General features: G+C 67.2%; 12 protein-coding genes and 3 tRNA genes. 13 read left to right on the forward strand and 2 right to left on the reverse strand.

The features are described from left to right. The first annotated feature begins 61 nt into the window (after positions 1 to 61). The 4 genes from FBF35_RS03740 to FBF35_RS03755 all read left to right on the forward strand — a co-directional run bounded on the left by FBF35_RS03740 (position 62) and on the right by FBF35_RS03755 (position 4,773). Positions 62 to 1,546 (forward strand): alanine/glycine:cation symporter family protein, encoded by a 1,485-nt coding sequence (locus FBF35_RS03740; RefSeq protein ID WP_082632872.1) that lies wholly within the window; start codon positions 62 to 64, stop codon positions 1,544 to 1,546. A 116-nt stretch (positions 1,547 to 1,662) separates the two neighbouring features. Continuing rightward, positions 1,663 to 2,430: a fumarylacetoacetate hydrolase family protein gene (locus FBF35_RS03745; RefSeq protein WP_060566781.1), complete on the forward strand. Its 768-nt coding sequence runs from the start codon at positions 1,663 to 1,665 to the stop codon at positions 2,428 to 2,430. 103 nt (positions 2,431 to 2,533) lie between these two features. Next, positions 2,534 to 3,979 carry a purine-cytosine permease family protein gene (locus FBF35_RS03750; protein ID WP_082632882.1) on the forward strand — a complete coding sequence of 482 codons (1,446 nt, stop codon included), beginning with the start codon at positions 2,534 to 2,536 and terminating at the stop codon, positions 3,977 to 3,979. Beyond that, positions 3,976 to 4,773 carry a purine-nucleoside phosphorylase gene (locus FBF35_RS03755; RefSeq protein ID WP_060566785.1) on the forward strand — a complete coding sequence of 266 codons (798 nt, stop codon included), beginning with the start codon at positions 3,976 to 3,978 and terminating at the stop codon, positions 4,771 to 4,773. The genes FBF35_RS03750 and FBF35_RS03755 overlap by 4 nt, the downstream gene beginning before the upstream one ends. Positions 4,774 to 4,858: 85 nt before the next feature. Here the strand turns inward: FBF35_RS03755 and FBF35_RS03760 are convergent, their stop codons facing one another. Continuing rightward, positions 4,859 to 6,031, reverse strand: coding sequence for a MalY/PatB family protein (locus FBF35_RS03760; protein ID WP_060566787.1), 1,173 nt, complete (start codon positions 6,029 to 6,031; stop codon positions 4,859 to 4,861). 144 nt (positions 6,032 to 6,175) lie between these two features. On the opposite strand from FBF35_RS03760, the gene gltX reads away from it, so the two are divergent. The 5 genes from gltX (at position 6,176) to pulA (ending at position 12,394) form a co-directional block, all read left to right on the forward strand. Beyond that, positions 6,176 to 7,681 carry a glutamate--tRNA ligase gene (gene gltX / locus FBF35_RS03765; protein WP_060566789.1) on the forward strand — a complete coding sequence of 502 codons (1,506 nt, stop codon included), beginning with the start codon at positions 6,176 to 6,178 and terminating at the stop codon, positions 7,679 to 7,681. A 199-nt stretch (positions 7,682 to 7,880) separates the two neighbouring features. Beyond that, positions 7,881 to 7,952: transfer RNA gene (locus tag FBF35_RS03770), tRNA-Gln, on the forward strand. A 27-nt stretch (positions 7,953 to 7,979) separates the two neighbouring features. Then, positions 7,980 to 8,052: transfer RNA gene (locus tag FBF35_RS03775), tRNA-Glu, on the forward strand. Positions 8,053 to 8,073: 21 nt separating this feature from the next. After that, positions 8,074 to 8,149, forward strand: a tRNA-Glu gene (locus FBF35_RS03780). Positions 8,150 to 8,269: 120 nt separating this feature from the next. Then, positions 8,270 to 12,394, forward strand: coding sequence for a pullulanase-type alpha-1,6-glucosidase (pulA, locus tag FBF35_RS03785; protein ID WP_241772557.1), 4,125 nt, complete (start codon positions 8,270 to 8,272; stop codon positions 12,392 to 12,394). 78 nt (positions 12,395 to 12,472) lie between these two features. Here the strand turns inward: pulA and FBF35_RS03790 are convergent, their stop codons facing one another. After that, entirely contained in the window at positions 12,473 to 13,210 is a 738-nt protein-coding gene (locus FBF35_RS03790; protein ID WP_003793025.1) for an IclR family transcriptional regulator, read from the reverse strand. Between the two features lie 171 nt (positions 13,211 to 13,381). On the opposite strand from FBF35_RS03790, the gene leuC reads away from it, so the two are divergent. The 4 genes from leuC to FBF35_RS03810 all read left to right on the forward strand — a co-directional run bounded on the left by leuC (position 13,382) and on the right by FBF35_RS03810 (position 17,833). Further along, a complete protein-coding gene (gene leuC, locus FBF35_RS03795; protein ID WP_138134103.1) occupies positions 13,382 to 14,782 on the forward strand; it encodes a 3-isopropylmalate dehydratase large subunit in 1,401 nt (466 codons plus the stop codon). Positions 14,783 to 14,857: 75 nt separating this feature from the next. Then, positions 14,858 to 15,490, forward strand: coding sequence for a 3-isopropylmalate dehydratase small subunit (leuD, locus tag FBF35_RS03800; RefSeq protein ID WP_060566795.1), 633 nt, complete (start codon positions 14,858 to 14,860; stop codon positions 15,488 to 15,490). A gap of 68 nt (positions 15,491 to 15,558) precedes the next feature. Further along, positions 15,559 to 16,884 carry a UDP-N-acetylglucosamine 1-carboxyvinyltransferase gene (gene murA / locus FBF35_RS03805; protein ID WP_048671022.1) on the forward strand — a complete coding sequence of 442 codons (1,326 nt, stop codon included), beginning with the start codon at positions 15,559 to 15,561 and terminating at the stop codon, positions 16,882 to 16,884. Between the two features lie 4 nt (positions 16,885 to 16,888). Beyond that, positions 16,889 to 17,833 (forward strand): diacylglycerol/lipid kinase family protein, encoded by a 945-nt coding sequence (locus FBF35_RS03810; protein ID WP_060566798.1) that lies wholly within the window; start codon positions 16,889 to 16,891, stop codon positions 17,831 to 17,833. Position 17,834 lies beyond the last annotated feature (1 nt).

Here is a 17,834-nt window from a genome sequence, read left to right on the forward strand (position 1 = left end):
CAGCGCGCGAGGTGCGGCGACCCGTCCCCGGCCTCGTTCTTTGACACCCCGGGAGGCTCCTGTGGAACACATTGCCCAGATCGAGCAGCAAATCGCTGACTGGATCACGATGCACCTGACGATTGTCATCCTGATCGGCGTGGGCCTTGTCCTGACGGTCGTCTCCCGCGGCGTGCAGCTGCGCCTCTTCCCGGAGATGGTGCGCACGGTGCTCGGCTCGCGCAAGGGAGCCGACGGCGGCATCTCCTCGTTCCAGGCTTTCGCGATCTCGCTGGCCGCGCGCGTGGGTATCGGCAACGTGTTCGGCGTGGCCGCGGCGCTCATGTTTGGTGGCCCCGGCGCAATCTTCTGGATGTGGGTCGTGGCCCTGGTCGGCATGGCGACAGCGTTCTTCGAGGCGACGCTGGCCCAGATCTTCAAGGTGAAGCACTCCGACGGCTCCTTCCGTGGCGGCCCGGCCTACTACATCAAGCGCGGCATGAAGAACCGCGTCCTGGCCAACGTCTTTGCCGTCATCACCGTCGTCACCTGCGGCATCGTCATCACCTCCGTGCAGTCCAACGCCATCGCGGGCACGCTCACGAGCGCGTTCGGTGAGGCCGCCAAGCAGCCCCTGCCCGGCGCGGGCGGCTTCTCGGCCGCGCAGCTTACCGTCGCAGGCCTGATCTTCGTCTTCTCCGCGATGGTCATCTTCGGCGGTATCCGCACCGTCGCCCGCGTCACCGAGTGGATGGCCCCGATCATGGCGACCGTCTACGTCATCATGGTCGCCATCGTCTGCCTCATGAACATCACGCAGTTCGGCACCGTTGTGGGCCAGATCTTCACCTCCGCGTTCTCTATGGACGCCACCGTCGGCGGCCTGGGCGGCGGCATCATCGCCGCGATGATCAACGGCACCAAGCGCGGCCTCTTCTCCAACGAGGCCGGCCAGGGTACCGCTCCCAACGCCGCCGCGACCGCGACCGTGTCCCACCCGGTGCGCCAGGGCCTCATCCAGTCCCTGGGTGTCTTCATTGACACGATCGTCGTGTGCACCGCGACCGCCTTCGTCATCCTCATCGCAGGCGAGAAGGTGTGGGGCGGCGCGGACGTGAACCCCTCGAACCTGACGACCCTGGCCGTGGCCCACGAGCTGGGCGCCTGGACGATCGTCCCCATGGCGATCCTCATCTTCGTCCTGGCCTACTCCTCGATCATCGCAGCCTACGTCTACTCCGATACGAACATGTCCTTCGTCTTCGGGGATGCCCGCTGGGCGAGCTGGACCGTGCGCGTCGTGTGCGTGGCCTCGGCGACGATCGGTGCCCTGCTGACCCTGGACGTCGTGTGGAACGCCGTTGACATCGCGATGGCGGTCATGACGATCACGAACCTGGTGGCCCTGGTCTTCCTGGCCCGCTGGGTACTGGGCGCGCTGCGCGATTACGAGACCCAGCGTCGCAATGGCGTCGCCGAGCCCGTCTTCGTGGGCGAGAAGAACCCGCTGCTGCCCGGCGACGTTCCCGGCAGCGTGTGGAAGCGCCCCAAGCAGAAGAAGAAGTAATAGATGCTGACCACCTCGCCGGGTGCGCCGGGCACGTCTCGTGCCTCGTGCACCCGGCGTCGTGTATGTCGGCGCTGCTCGGCGCGACGTGCGCAGAGCTGCGTTAGGCTACCGGCATGAGAATCGCACGTTTTTCCGATGGTACGAACCCGGTCTACGGCGCCCTTGAGGAGGGCTCGACGAGGATCGTGGGGCTCAAGGGCGACCCGCTGTTTTCGCCCGTGGAACCCTCCGGCCAGATCTACGAGCTGGACGAGGTGCGCCTGCTCTCCCCGGTGATCCCGCGCTCGAAGGTCGTGGGTATCGGCGACAACTACTCGGACACCCCGATTCCGGCTGACGAGCGCCCCGAGCCGCCGATTTTCCTGAAGGCCAACACCTCGGTCGTGGGCCCCGATGACCCGATCGCGATCCCATCGTGGTCGAATGCGGTGGCCTTCGAGGGTGAGCTCGCGATCGTCATCAAGTCCCTCGCCAAGGACGTGAGCGTCGAGGACGCGCCGCAGATGATCCTCGGCTACACGATCGCCAACGACGCCACCGCCCGCGACGCGATGACGGGCGGCCCCTGGTCGCGCGGAAAGTCTTTTGACTCGGCGTGCCCGCTGGGCCCGTGGATCACGGTCGACCCCGCCCTCGACGTCACCAACCTGGCGATTCGCTCGTACCTGAACGGCGAGATCGCTCAGGACTCCTCGACCGCGCACATGATCTGGAACCCCTTCGAGCTGGTGTCCTACGTGTCTCACCAGATGACGCTGCTGCCCGGCGATGTGATCGCCACGGGCGCGCCCGCGGGTGCCGAGATCGTTCACGCCGGTGATCGCGTGGAGATCGAGATCGAGGGGATCGGGAGCTTGACGAATCCCGTCGTGCGAGCCTGATCGTGTGACCTGTGTGATAGGATTACGTCGTTCTGACAATATCTCCGTCGCATAGGAGCACACTGTGAGCGAACCCCAGTCATCGGGCGCTCTGGCCGTCGAAATGGCCGGCCTGGACGTCATCCCCGAATCCGATCGCAAGGGAAAACCCTCCGACCTGTTCATGCCGTGGTTCGCGGCGAATATCTCGGTCCTGGGTATCTCGTGGGGCTCGTGGGTCCTCGGCTTCGGGCTTTCCCTCGCCCAGGCGGTCGTCGTGTCCGTCGTCGGCGTGGCCCTGTCCTTCCTGGTCTGCGGCCTCATCGCGATCGCCGGTAAGCGCGGCTCCGCCCCGACGCTGGTGCTGTCGCGCGCGGCCTTCGGCTTCAACGGCAACCGCATTTCGGCGGCGATCTCGTGGATCCTGACGGTGGGCTGGGAGACCTTCCTTGCGATCATGGCCGTCCAGGCCACGGCCACGGTCATGGGGGCGCTCGGCTTCACCAACCACGTTGTCGCCCAGATCATCGCGCTGATCCTCGTCGTCGTCCTGGCGGCCGGCTCGGGCATCCTCGGCTTCGAGGCGATCATGAAGGTCCAGACGTGGATCACGTGGGCCACCGCGGCCCTGACGATCGTCTATCTGGTTCTGGTCGCACCGACGATCGACTTCGCGGTCCTCTCCTCGCGCCCCTCGGCGCCCCTGACTGCGGTCTTGGGTGCGGGCTGCATGCTCCTCGTGGGCTTCGGTTTCGGCTGGATTAACGCGGCCGCCGACTACTCGCGCTACCTGCCGCGCGCCGCCTCGACGAAGGGGGTGGTCGGCTGGACGACGGTGGGCGCGGCGCTGCCCACGGTCATCCTGGTCTTCTTCGGCATCCTCCTGGTTGGTTCGGCCGACGAGTCCCTCTCCGAGGCCATCGGCGGCGACCCGATCGGCGCGCTCACCACGCTGCTGCCCACCTGGTTCCTCATCCCCTTCGCGCTGGTTGCGATCCTGGGCCTCATCGGCGGCATCGTCATGGACATCTACTCCTCGGGCCTGTCGCTGCTGGCCACGGGCGTGCCCGTCTCGCGTCCGGTCGCCACCGCGATCGACGGCACGATCATGACGGTCGGCACGATCGTCGTCGTGTTCTTCGCGGACTCCTTCCTGACTCCCTTCACGGCGTTCCTCACGACCCTCGGCGTTGTCATCGCCGCGTGGGGCGGCGTCATGCTGGCGGATATCGCGCTGCGCCGCAAGGACTACGACGAGCCTTCGCTCTTCACCCCCTCGGGCCGCTACGGCTCGGTGAACTGGGGTGCTGTCGCCTCCCTGATTGTCGGCTCGCTGGTGGGCTGGGGCCTCGTCGTCAACGCGAGCGCCTCCTGGCTGTCCTGGCAGGGCTACCTCCTCGGCCCTCTGGGTGGCCGCGAGGGTGACTGGGCGGGCGCCAACATCGGCATCCTCCTAGCGATGGTCGTCGGCTTCGTCGGCTACTGGGCGACCAGCGCGGGCCGCGTGCGCGCGCAGGAGAAGCTGCCCTCGCGCACCTACGCAGAGGGTGCGGGCGAGGACGAGCAGTGAGCGTCGACCCGCGCTTCACGCAGGCTCTCCTCGACGATGAGGCCCAGGCCGGCGCCCGGGTCCTCACCGCTCTTGCGGGGCGCCCGGATGCGCTCGTCGTACTCGGGTCCGGCTTGGCCGAGGCTCTCGACGAGGCCTGGGGAGCCCCCGTGGCCACCGTTTCACTGGGTGACATCCCCGGCGTCGTCACGCCGGTCGCGGACGGGCACGGCGGCGAGCTGCGCGCCTACGAGGCACGTAGGGGAGTGGTCCTCGTGGCCACGGGCCGCACGCACCTCTACGAGGGACTGGGCGCCCGCCCTGTCACGGCTCTCGCCCGAGCTGCGGTTGCCGCGGGGATCAGCCGCGCGGTCCTCACGAACGCGAACGGCTGCCTGAAGCCCTGGAACCTGGGCGACGTCATGGCGATCACCGACCACGTGAACTTCAGTGGCGCCTCGCCCTTCGACGGGCCGCTCTTCCTGGACGTGTCGGCTGTGTGGGACGCCCAGATGACGCAGGCTCTGCGCGGGGTCTGCCAGCGCGAGGGCATTTACGCGATCCTGCGCGGCCCTGAGTACCAGACCATGGCCGAGACCCGCATCCTCGCGGGCCTGGGCGTGGACTGCGTGGGCATGTCGACCGTCATGGAGGCCATCACCCTGCATGCCCTGGGCGTGCGCGTCGCCGGCATGTCGGTCGTCTCCGACCTGTCCTTCGCCGATGCCCCCACGGATCCGACCGCCGTCGTCGAGGTGGCCTCGGCGGCCCGCCAGACCGTGGTCGCAGGCATCGAGGCGGCACTGGGCGCCTGAGCAGGAACCAGACGCAAACGAGGCCGTGGCCGGGAGGTGGATGTCCACCGTTCCCGGCCACGGCCTCGTTTCGTGTAGAAGACGCTTACAGCAGGCCGAGGACCCTCTCCACGATCCGCGAGGCCACGTCGGGGGCGCACGCCAGGTTGATGCGCGCCCACGAGGCGTAGTCCGCTCCCAGGGTGCGGCCCTCGTTGGCGGCGATGCGGGCGCGCTCGCGCAGCGTCGCGGCGGGGGAGAGGGGACCCAGGTCGACTCCCTCGAAGCCCCACCATGTCAGGTAGGTGCCCTCGGGGCGCACGAAGTCGATTGGTGTATCCGCGAGAGCGCGTTCGACGAGGTCCACGTTGGAGCGGATCAGGTCCTTGACCTCGCGCTGCCAGGCATCGCCGCGCTCGTAGGCGGCGATAGCGCCCACGGTGCCGATGACGTTGGCGTCGTGGCGCACGTCGGCGGCGAAAACGTCCCAGCGCTCGCGCAGCGCCCCGTCGGGCAGGATCACCTGCGCGGAGGGCAGGCCTGCGATGTTCCAGCCCTTCGACGCGGCGGTCGCCGTCACCGTGTGGGACGCGAACGAGGGACCGAGCGACGCGTAGGAGACGAAAGGAATCGACTCATCCAACACGAGGGAGGAGTGGATCTCGTCGGAGAACACGAGGGCGTCGTACTCGCGGACCACGTCATGCAGGGCGCGCAGCTCGTCCTCGCGCAGGACGCGGCCGACCGGGTTCCACGGGTTGCACAGGATGACGAGGCCGGCCCCAGCCTCGAGCCCCGCGCGGATCCCCTCCAGGTCGAGCGCCCAGCCGCGCCCGCCGGCGCGCGTGCCACGCAGCGAGGGAACCTCGATGACGGGGTGGTCGAACTTGCCTGGGATCGTCAGGAACGGCATGTAGGCGGGGGTGGGCACGATGATCGGCGCGCCCGGGCGCACCAGGTGCTCAATTGTCGCCTCGAGCGCGGGCAGGACCGAGGCCACGAGGCGCACGTGCGAGGCGTCCACGTCCCAGCCGAAGCGGCGCTTCTGGAACTCGGCGGTCGCGCCTGCGATGCGGGGTTCCAGCCAGGTCGGCTGGTACCCGAGCAGGCCGTCGTCGATCGCGCCCTTCATCGCGTCGGCCACCTCCGGGGCCGTCCCGAAGTCCATTTCCGCGACCCACGCGCCGATCGTCGGCTCACCGCTCGCGGCCGTGATGCCGGTCCACTTCAGGGAGCCGGTGCGGTAGAGGTGGGAGTCGGAAAAGAGACGAACGGACACGGTGTCCTCCTGGATGAGTCGGTGGATACGGCGCGGGCCGATCCCGGTGATGCAACCAGCCTATCCGCGCCACCGGCGCGCGTCGCAGCGCGCCCACCCATCAAGCAAATGCAACAGCCACCGCTGGAGTAGGATGGAGGAATCATGAGTGAAACAACTGCCACCGGTGCCGACGTTCGCGTCCGCTTCTGCCCCTCGCCCACAGGAACCCCTCACGTCGGCATGGTCCGTACGTGCCTGTTCAACTGGGCCTATGCCCGCCACACGGGAGGAACCTTCGTCTTCCGCATTGAAGACACGGATGCCGCCCGCGACTCCCAGGAGTCCTTCGACCAGATCATCGAGTCCCTGCAGTGGCTGGGCCTCGACTGGGACGAGGGCGTCGGTAAGGGAGGCCCACACGGCCCCTACCGCCAGAGCGAGCGCATGGACATCTACCGTGACGTGGCCGCCCGCCTGCTCGAGGCCGGCTACGCCTACGAGTCCTACTCGACCCCTGAGGAGATCGAGGAGCGTCACCGCGCCAATGGTGAGGACCCCAAGCTCGGCTATGACGGCTTCGACCGCAACCTGACGGAAGAGCAGATCGCCGCCTACCGCGCCGAGGGCCGCCAGCCCGTCCTGCGCCTGCGTATGCCCGACGAGGACATCACGTTCACGGACCTGATCCGCGGCGAGATCACCTTCAAGGCCGGCTCGGTTCCGGACTACGTCATCGTGCGCGCCAACGGCCACCCGCTCTACACGCTGGTGAACCCGATCGACGACGCGCTCATGGAGATCACCCACGTGCTGCGCGGCGAGGACCTGCTTTCCTCGACGCCCCGCCAGATCGTCCTGTACCGCGCGCTCGAGGCCATTGGCGTCGCCAAGTTCATGCCGCGCTTCGGCCACCTGCCCTACGTCATGGGCGAGGGTAATAAGAAGCTGTCCAAGCGCGACCCCGAGTCGAATCTGCTGCTGCACAAGGCTGCCGGCATGATCCCCGAGGGCCTCAACAACTACCTGGCCCTCCTGGGCTGGTCGATTGCCGCGGACCGCGACATCTTCTCCATGGAGGAAATGGCCCAGGCCTTCGACATCTCGGACGTGAACCCGAACCCGGCGCGTTTTGACCAGAAGAAGGCCATCGCCATCAACGCAGAGCAGATCCGTCTGCTGGACGGCGAAGACTTCCGTAACCGCCTGGTGCCCTTCCTGCACCGCGACGAGGTTGTTTCGGCCGACTCCTTCGAGGCGCTCACCGATCGCGAGCGCGAGATCCTCACCGAGGCCGCGCCGCTCATCCAGACGCGCATCCAGCTCCTCGGCGAGGCCACGGGCATGCTCGGATTCCTCTTCGTCGCCGACGACGCGCTGGAGACGGACGAGAAGGCCGTTTCCAAGCTCAAGGACAACGCCGTGGACGTCCTGGACGCCGCCATCGAGATCGTCGAGGGCCTGACCGAGTTCACGACCGCGTCCCTCGAGGAGTCGCTGCGCGCACGCATCGTCGACGAGATGGGCGTTAAGCCCCGTCTGGCCTTCGGCCCGCTGCGCGTCGCCGTGACCGGCCGTCAGGTCTCCCCGCCGCTGTTCGAGTCCATGGAGATCCTGGGTCGCGAGTCCTCGCTGACCCGCCTGCGTGCCCTGCGCGCCTCCCTGGCCTGATCGCTGAGACCAGCCCCGGCCTCGTCGCCCTGTCTGCGGGACGAGGCCGGGGCTTCGTCGTGCCCGGAGGAGTCCCGATTGTGGGGGGAGAGGCAGTGGGTGATCGGGACCACTGGCCTTCGATTTGGCATGAGGGCGTCGGTCCGCTACAGTTATCTCCTGTCGCCAGCGACGTGAAAGCGAAGCAGGTGATACCCAATGGGGTATGGTGTAATTGGCAACACAGCTGATTCTGGTTCAGCCATTCTAGGTTCGAGTCCTGGTACCCCAGCGATCTGAAGCGCAAGTTTCAGTCAAGGCCCCCATCGTCTAGCGGCCTAGGACGACGCCCTCTCACGGCGTTAACACCGGTTCAAATCCGGTTGGGGGTACGGATTCATAAGTGAATCAAGGCCCCCATCGTCTAGCGGCCTAGGACGACGCCCTCTCACGGCGTTAACACCGGTTCAAATCCGGTTGGGGGTACCAATGACCTCGTCACCTGAGCGGTGGCGAGGTTTTTGTTAACCGATCGGTCCGCGTATTTCCTTGTGCTTTGCAGAAAAGTTTCGGAACTGTTGCAGTGTGTCTAACCTAGGAGCAGCCCCCATGGGAGGGGACCGCTTTTGGACGAGGGAGTCTGTCGTGACATACCGACTCAATAGGACAATGCTGCGCCGAACGTTGGGCGTTGGCGCTGCTATCGCGCTGATGGGAGGTGTACTTCCAACCGCGTGGGCCGCGCCCGGGACGGAAACGTCAAACGGGGGAAACGATGCGACTGCTGCCGACGCGGGAGCTGCTGGCGCCGCCGCCGACGTGCTGGTGACAATTCCCGGTAACCACAACGCGGCGATGGGATGCGACGCGGACTGGGCACCTGCCTGCGATAAGGCTGTGCTCAAGCGCGACGCGACGGGCGTGTACAGTGCGACGTTCACGCTGCCGGCCGGCGATTACCAGTACAAGGTTGCCGAGGGCGGCTCGTGGGACACGTCGTTTGGTGCCGGGGGCGCTGCGGGGGGAGCGAACATCTCCTACACCCTGACCGAGACGACGTCCGTCACCTTCTTCTACAACCGTGCGACGCACCGCGTGTGGAACACCGCCACCGACCAGATGGTGACGCTGCCTGGCTCTTTCCAGAAGGCGCTGGGCTGCACGGACAACTGGAAGCCCGAATGCCTGGCACCCCTCATGGAGCCGGTGGGGGACGGGACCTACACCTACGCCACCACCGCGCTGCCTGAGGGCGACTACGAGTTCAAGGTTGCCGTTGGCGGGTCCGACAACGAGAATTACGGGCAAGATGGCGCCATCGGCGGTGCCAACTACCAGTTTGCAACGAAAGCGAACAAGCTCGTGACCTTCACCTACGATTCTCAGACGCACAAGGTCGACATCGCGAGCGCTGACGCCCCGGTCGCGGGCGCCGGCGAGCAGCGCGCCTACTGGGTGACCTCGAACATTCTCGCGTGGCCGACGTCGCTGCTCCCCGAGGGCGTGACCCGCGCGCAGGTCCTCGACGGTTCCGTGAAGCTCTCCTACGAGCTGGTGACCGCCCCCGAGGGTGGCGCTGGCCTGGCTGATGGTGCCGTCACGGGCGCTTCGACGAGCACCCTGACCGTCGCGGGCGACCTGCCCGCCGATGTGACGACGGCCCACCCGAATCTCAACGGCTACATCGCCCTGAAGGCTTCCCTTGACGAGGCCGGGGCTCGCGAGGCCCTCACCGGCCAGATCGCGGTCGCCCAGAAGTCGGGGGAGAGCGTCAATGCCTTCACCGGCGTGCAGATCGCTCCCGTCCTCGACTCGCTGTACGCTGCGAAGGCCACCCAGGCCTCGTACGGCGTGGGCTGGAACGAGGCGGGTAACCCGACGTTCGCGCTGTGGGCACCGACCGCTAAGAACGTGACCCTGCTGTCGTGGAACACCTCGACCCCGCGCGGCTCCGACGCCGACGTGCAGGGTGACGGCCTGCGTACCGCCGCCGTGCGCGGCGAGGACGGCCGCTGGAGCGTGGACAACGCTGCCGGCGAGATCCACGAGGGTGCCCAGTACCTGTGGGAGGTCAGTGTCTACGTGCCCGAGACGGGCAAGGTCGAGACGAACCTCGTGACCGACCCCTACTCGGTGGCTCTGACCGTCGACTCCACGCGCTCCGTCGCCGTCAACATGGACAACCCGTCGATCGCCCCCTCGATGTGGACGGACTCCAAGGCCCCCGTCATCGAGGACGACGCTCAGCGCTCCATCTACGAGCTGCACGTGCGCGACTTCTCCGCCGCGGATACGTCGGTGCCCGAGTACATGCGCGGCACCTACATGGCCTTCACGCAGTTCCAGTCCAACGGCATGCGTCACCTGGCTGAGCTGTCGCGCGCCGGCATGAACACGGTGCACCTGCTGCCCACTTTCGACATCGCGACCATCCCTGAGAAGCGCGCCGACCAGAAGACGCCCGCGATCCCCGAGGATGCCGGCCCGGCGTCCGAGGAGCAGCAGGCGGCGGTCACGGCCGTTGCCGACCAGGACGCCTACAACTGGGGCTACGACCCGCTGCACTGGATGGCCCCCGAGGGCTCGTACGCGACCTCGTCCCAACAGAACGGCGGCGCGCGCGTGCGCGAGTTCCGCTCCATGGTGGGTGGTCTGCACTCGATCGGCATGCAGGTCGTCCTCGACCAGGTCTACAACCACACGCCCGCGGCGGGTCAGTCCGCCCACTCCGTGCTTGACCGCGTCGTGCCCGGCTACTACCAGCGCCTGAACGCCACCGGCGGTGTCGAGACCTCGACCTGTTGCTCCAACGTCGCGACCGAAAACGCGATGAGCGAGCACCTCATGATCGACTCGATGATCCACTGGGCGAAGTACTACCACGTCGACGGCTTCCGCTTCGACCTCATGGGCCACCACCCGGCCGAGGAGATGAAGCGCGCGAAGGCGGCCCTGTCCTCCCTCACCCTGGAGAAGGACGGCGTGGACGGCTCGCGCCTGTACATCTACGGCGAGGGCTGGAACTTCGGTGAGGTCGCGAACAACGCGCTGTTCACCCAGGCCACGCAGGGACAGCTGGATGGCACCGGCATTGGTGCGTTCAACGACCGCCTGCGTGACGCCGTGCACGGTGGCGGCCCCTTCGACGAGGACCACCGCGTGCTGCAGGGCTTTGGCTCGGGCGCATTCTCGGACCTCAACGGTCTCGATACCCGCTCCGAGGCGGATCGTCGCGCCGATTATCTGCACCGCGTGGACCTCGTGAAGCTTGGCCTGGCGGGCAACCTGAAGGACTACACGCTGACGACCTACGACGGCAAGACCGTGTCGGGTGCGCAGCTGGACTACAACGGCCAGGGCGCCGGCTTCGCCTCCCAGCCCGCCGAGAACGTCAACTACGTGGATGCCCACGACAACGAGACGCTCTTCGACCTGGTCACCTACAAGATGCCGGCGGATGCTCCGATGGATCACCGCGTGCGCATGTCGCTGATCAGCCAGGCCTCCGTGGCCCTGTCGCAGTCGCCTTCCTTCTGGGCCTCGGGCACGGAGATGCTGCGCTCGAAGTCCCTGGACCGCGACTCCTACAACTCCGGAGATCACTTCAACGCGATCGACTGGTCGATGCGCGACAACGGTTTTGGCCGTGGCCTGCCGGTCAAGTCGAAGAACGGCGCGGCCTGGGATCACATGCGCCCGCTGCTGGAGAACCCCGATCTGAAGCCGACCCCGGAGCAGATCGACACCTCCTCGGAAATCGCGATGGACTTCCTGCGCGTGCGTTCCTCCTCGCGCCTGTTCACGCTGGGCAGCGCGGATCTGGTCCGCTCCAAGGTGACCTTCCCCAACTCGGGTGAGGCTGCCGTGGACGGCACGATCGTCATGCTCATCAACGACGAGGCCGGAGCCGGGAACGACATCGACTCGAAGCTCGACGGCGCGCTCGTCGTCTTCAACGCGACAGACAAGACCGTGACGACAGCTGTTGATGGCCTGGCTGGGCGCGTCTTCAAGCTGCACGAGGCCCAGGCGAACGGCTCGGACGAGACCGTCAAGGGCGCGTCCTTCGATGCGAAGACGGGCTCCGTCACGGTTCCCGCTCGCACGGTCGCCGTCTTCACGCAGGCCGCAGGCGATCGCATTGATCCCACCGTCACCCCGGAGCCGGATCCGGCTGCCGCGCAGTGGGTTGCCTCGGGTGATGGCCGTTGGTGGCTTCGCTACCCGGATGGGACCTACCCGGCCAACGAGCGCGTTGTCCGTGACGGCGTCACGTACTCCTTCGATGCGAATGGCTGGATGAAGACCGGCTGGCAGGTCGAGGATGGCGCGTGGCGCTACTACGCCCCGTCTGGCGCGATGGCGACCGGCTGGACCGCCGTCGGCGGCACCTGGTACTACCTGGATCCCGACACCGGAGCCATGGCCACCGGCTGGCTGAAGGACGGCGACACCTGGTACTACCTGAACGCCAGTGGTGCGATGGCGAGCGGCTGGGTGAACCTGGGCGGCGCCTGGTTCTACCTGAACGGCAATGGCTCGATGGCGACCGGCTGGGCCGCCGTGGGTGGTCAGTGGTACTACCTGACGGAATCTGGCCAGATGGCGATCGGATGGGTGAAGGACGGCGGCAGCTGGTACTTCTGCCACCCGTCGGGTGCCATGGCAACCGGACGAGTCGTGATCGGCGGCACCGCCTACACCTTTGATGGTTCGGGTCGCTGGGTCGCCTAGCGGATCGCTACGCAAACGGGTGGGCCGGGACGATTCAGTCGTCCCGGCCCACCCGTTTGTCTGCTCTGCGGTCGCAGCTTACAGGTCTGCGGCGTCCTCGACGGTGGAGAGGAATTCCGTGAGCCTGTTGGCGGCCGCCATGACGGAGGGGCCGTGCTGGCGTCCGGGCTGGCGACCCATGCGCTCGATGGGGCCGGAGATAGACAGGGCGGCCAGGACGCGGCCGGAGGGGCCGCGCACGGGGGCGGACACGGAGGCGACGCCCGGCTCTCGCTCGCCCACGGACTGTGCCCAGCCGCGGCGGCGCACCTCGGAGAGCATGGTGGCGTTGAAGGAGGCGCCGTACAGGCCGCGGTGCAGGCGGTCGGGCTCCTCCCAGGCCAGCAGGACCTGGGCGGCGGAGCCGGCGCTCATGGAGAGCGTGGCACCCACGGGGATCGAGTCGCGCAGGCCCATCTCGCGTTCGGAGGCGGCCACGCACACGCGGTAGTCGCCCTGGCGGCGGAAGAGCTGGGAGGATTCCTTCGTGTGGTCGCGAAGAGCCTGAAGGACCGGCATGGAGGCCTGGAGGAGGCGGTCTTCGCCGGCGGCGGAGGAGAGTTCCTGGAGGCGGGGGCCGAGAATAAAACGTCCCTGCATGTCGCGGGCGACCATGCGGTGATATTCGAGAGCGACGGCCAGTCGATGGGCGGTGGGGCGAGCAAGCCCCGTGCTGGAAACGAGTTGGGCGAGGGTGGCGGGTCCCGCCTCGAGAGCGCTGAGAACCAACGCAGCCTTATCGAGAACGCCAACGCCACTGGATGTTTGCTCTTCCATACAACTATTTAATATCTCAGCTTTTGAGATGGCAAATTGTCGGATAGTGAAACAGGTCAAAGCGGCGTCCGAGACGTGAGATCAGCGGGTCGCTCGGCCGATGAGGCGGTTCCATTGATTGCGAAGCATGAATGACACCGTGTCTCCAAAGCGGAGAACAGAGGAGGAACAATGAGCGGAACGATGGCAGAAAAGGTGTGGCGCGACCACATCGTGTCCAAGGGGGAGAACGGCGCCCCCGACCTGCTCTACATCGACCTCCACCTCGTGCACGAAGTGACGAGCCCCCAGGCTTTTGAGGGCCTGCGCCTCGCCGGACGCCAGGTGCGTCGCCCCGATCTGACGATCGCGACCGAGGACCACAACACGCCCACGATCAATATCGACCAGCCGATCGCGGACATCACGAGCCGCACTCAGATCGACACTCTGCGCAAGAACGCCGAGGAGTTCGGCGTGCGCCTGCACTCCCTGGGCGACGCCGACCAGGGCATCGTTCACGTCGTCGGCCCTCAGCTGGGCCTGACCCAACCCGGCATGACCATCGTGTGCGGCGACTCCCACACCTCCACGCACGGTGCGTTCGGCGCACTGGCCTTCGGCATCGGCACCAGCCAGGTTGAGCACGTGCTCGCCACCCAGACCCTGCCGATGGTCCCCTTTAAGACCATGGCGATTACCGTCAACGGCTCCCTGCCTGAGGGATCGACGGCCAAGGACATCATCCTCGCCGTCATCGCGAAGATCGGCACCGGCGGCGGCCAGGGTTACGTCCTGGAATACCGCGGTCAGGCGATCCGCGAGCTCTCCATGGAGGGCCGTATGACGATTTGCAACATGTCGATCGAGGCGGGTGCCCGCGCCGGCATGATCGCCCCCGACCAGACGACCTTCGACTACATCAAGGGCCGCCCCCACGCCCCCGAGGGCGAGGACTGGGATCGCGCCGTCGAATACTGGTCCTCGCTGGCCTCCGACGAGGACGCCGTCTTCGACGCCGAGGTTATCCTCGAGGCCGCCGACATCGAACCCTTCGTCACCTGGGGCACCAACCCGGGCCAGGGCGTGCCGCTGTCCGCGACCGTCCCCGCCCCCGAGGACTTCACCGACGAGACGGCCCGCGCGGCCGCCGAGCGCGCCCTCGAGTACATGGACCTCAAGGCCGGCACCCCGATGCGCGACATCGCCGTGAACACCGTCTTCATCGGCAGCTGCACCAACGGCCGCATCGAAGACCTGCGCGCCGCCGCCGGCATCTTCAAGGGCCGCCGCAAGGCCGAGGGCGTGCGCGTCATGGTCGTGCCCGGCTCCGCCCGTGTGCGCCTCCAGGCCGAGGCCGAGGGCCTCGACAAGATCTTCACCGACTTCGGCGCCGAATGGCGCAACGCCGGTTGCTCCATGTGCCTGGGCATGAACCCCGACACGATGAACGCGGGAGACCGTTCGGCCTCCACCTCCAACCGCAACTTCGAAGGCCGCCAGGGCAAGGGCAGCCGTACGCACCTGGTGTCTCCGCTCGTTGCGGCCGCCACCGCCGTGCGTGGCACCCTGTCCTCCCCGGCCGACCTCTGAGGCCCGCCCTCCGCAACCCGACAGCGGGGGAGGGCCCCGGCCCCGTCCCCCACGGAAGAAAAGACTCAACCACCCATGGAAAAGTTCATCACCCACACCGGCATCGGCGTCCCGCTGCGCCGCTCCAACGTTGATACCGACCAGATCATCCCCGCCGTCTACCTCAAGCGCGTGACCCGTACGGGCTTCGAGGACGCTCTCTTCGCGGCCTGGCGTGGCGACCCGGAGTTCGTCCTCAACCAGGATGCTTACAAGAACGGCTCCGTCCTGATCGCGGGCCCCGACTTCGGCACCGGCTCCTCGCGCGAGCACGCCGTGTGGGCCCTCAAGGACTACGGCTTCCGCGTCGTTCTGGCCCCCAAGTTCGCAGACATTTTCCGCGGAAACTCCGGCAAGCAGGGCCTGGTCACCGGCATCATCTCCCAGGAGGACTGCGAGTCCCTGTGGAAGCTCCTCGAGGCCGAGCCCGGCACCGAGGTGACCGTCTCCCTGGAGGACAAGACGTGGCGCGCCGGTGCGATCTCGGGCACCTTCCAGATCGACGACTATGTGCGCTGGACCCTCATGGAGGGCCTCGATGATATCGCCCTGACCTTGCGCCACGAGGACGAGATCGCGGCTTACGAGGCCGCGCGCCCGTCCTTCAAACCGCGCACGCTCCCGGCGAAATTCTTGCCCAAGGAAGAAGTTGTGTCGGCTCGCGACTGAACGCACTGCGCATACTGGCCCCTACCTAGCTAGAGTAGGGGCCAGTTACGTCATAGTGAGGAGCACTCATGTCATCGATCCTTCAGGTTGAGGGCGGCCATCCGCTGCGCGGTGAGATCACGGTGCGCGGCGCGAAAAACTTCGTCCCCAAGGCGATGGTTGCGTCGCTGCTCGCCGACACCCCCTCTGAGCTCTACAACGTGCCGCTCATCCGCGACACCGACGTCGTCTCGGACTTGCTGAGCCTGCACGGCGTCCAGATCGACTTCGATCAGGATCGCGGCACGCTGCGCATGGACCCCTCGAACGTCAAGATCGCCTCGCGCTCTGACATCGATACGCTCGCGGGCGCCTCGCGTATCCCGATCCTGTTCTGCGGCCCGCTGCTGCACCAGCTGGGTGAGGCCTTCATCCCCGAGCTGGGCGGTTGCGCGATCGGTGGCCGTCCCATCGACTTCCACCTGGAGACGCTGCGCAAGTTCGGCGCGATCGTCGACAAGCAGCCCGACGGCGTGCACATCAAGCGCCCCGCTACCGGCCTGCACGGCGCGATCATTGAGCTGCCCTTCCCGTCCGTGGGCGCGACCGAGCAGACGCTGCTCACGGCCGTGCGCAATGAGGGCATCACGACCCTGAAGGGCGCGGCCATTGAGCCCGAGATCCTCGACCTCATCAACGTCCTGCAGAAGATGGGCGCCATCATCTCGGTGGACACGGACCGCACGATCCGCATCGAGGGCGTTGCGAAGCTGAACGGCTACCGTCACACGGCTTTGCCGGATCGCATCGAGGCGGCCTCGTGGGCCGCGGCTGCCCTGGCCACCCGCGGCGACATCTACGTGCGCGGCGCTCACCAGCCCGATATGACGACGTTCCTCAACACCTTCCGCAAGGTGGGCGGTGCCTTCGATATCGACGCCGACGGCATCCGCTTCTACCACCCGGGCGAGCCGCTGCACTCGATCGCCCTGGAGACGGCCGTGCACCCGGGCTTCATGACGGACTGGCAGCAACCCCTCGTCGTGGCCCTCACGCAGGCCGAGGGCCTGTCGATCGTGCACGAGACCGTGTACGAGAACCGTTTCGGCTTCACCGAGGCGCTGCGCAAGATGGGTGCGAACATCCAGGTCTACCGCGAGTGCCTGGGTGGGACACCCTGCCGCTTTGGCCAGAAGAACTACTACCACTCGGCCGTCATCTCGGGCCCGACCCCGCTGCACAGCGCGGATATCGAGGTTCCGGACCTGCGCGGCGGCTTCTCCCACCTGATCGCGGCCCTGGCCGCGTCGGGCACGTCTACCGTGTCGGGTATTGACGTGATTTCGCGCGGCTACGAGCACTTCACGCGCAAGCTCCACCAGCTGGACGCTCGCGTGCGCTACCTGGACGCCTGAGATCATGGCCGCATCGGGCGTGCGCCGCAGCATTTTGTTGCTCGTCTCGTCGATGTCGGCGGGCGGGCGCAGCGTGCGTCTGGGGCCGCGCATCGTGCGCATCCTGCGCGGCGGCGGCTGGGAGGTCGCGGTTCGCCTGACGACTCCCGGTGACGACCCGGCGGCGATCGCCGGCGAGGTCGCGTCCGGATCCTTCGTCGCGGCTCTGGGCGGGGACGGGTACCTGGGCGCGGTGGCGCGCGGGTGTCACGAGTCCGACGCGATCTTCGTTCCCATGCCGGGCGGGCGCGGCAACGACCTGTGCCGCGCGCTGGGGATTGGCACGGACCCGCTGGTGCGCGCGCGTTCCCTGGCTCCGCTGGGTTTTTCTTCCGACGAGGCCGGGGCCGACTCCTCGGAGTGGCTGGCCTCCCGGGTGCGTCCCCTGGACGGCATGTGGGTGCGCTCGCGCGACGGGGTGCGCCTGGCTCTCGGCATCGTCTCGATAGGCCTGGATGCGCGCGCGAATATTCTCGCGAACGAATCCTCTCTCACCTCGGGTCCGCTGGCCTACGGGTACGGCGCCTTCGCGGCCCTGGCCTCGCACGAACCCACCGAGATCGTGGCGACCGTGGACGGGGTCGAGCGCAACATGAGCGGGTGGATCGCGTCGGTGTCCAACTCCGGACGTTTCGGCGGCGGCATCACCCTGGTGGACTCCTCGGACATGAGCGACGGCGTCCTCGAGGTGTGCCACGTTGGCCCTCTGTCGCTGTCTCGCGCCCTGCCGGTGCTCGCCCGCGTCGTCGCCGGACGCGCGAAGGCACACCCGGCCATCGAGGTGGAAAGCGCCCGCGTCGTTTCCTTCGCCGCCCCCGCAGGCATGATCGCCATGGCGGACGGTGACCGCATCGCCTCGATCCCCTTCACCGTCGATGTCGCCCCCGGGGTCGTATCCGTCCTGGTGTGAG

This window comes from Schaalia odontolytica (genome assembly GCF_005696695.1).
In the GTDB taxonomy this organism is placed as follows: Bacteria; Actinomycetota; Actinomycetes; order Actinomycetales; family Actinomycetaceae; genus Pauljensenia; species Pauljensenia odontolytica_C.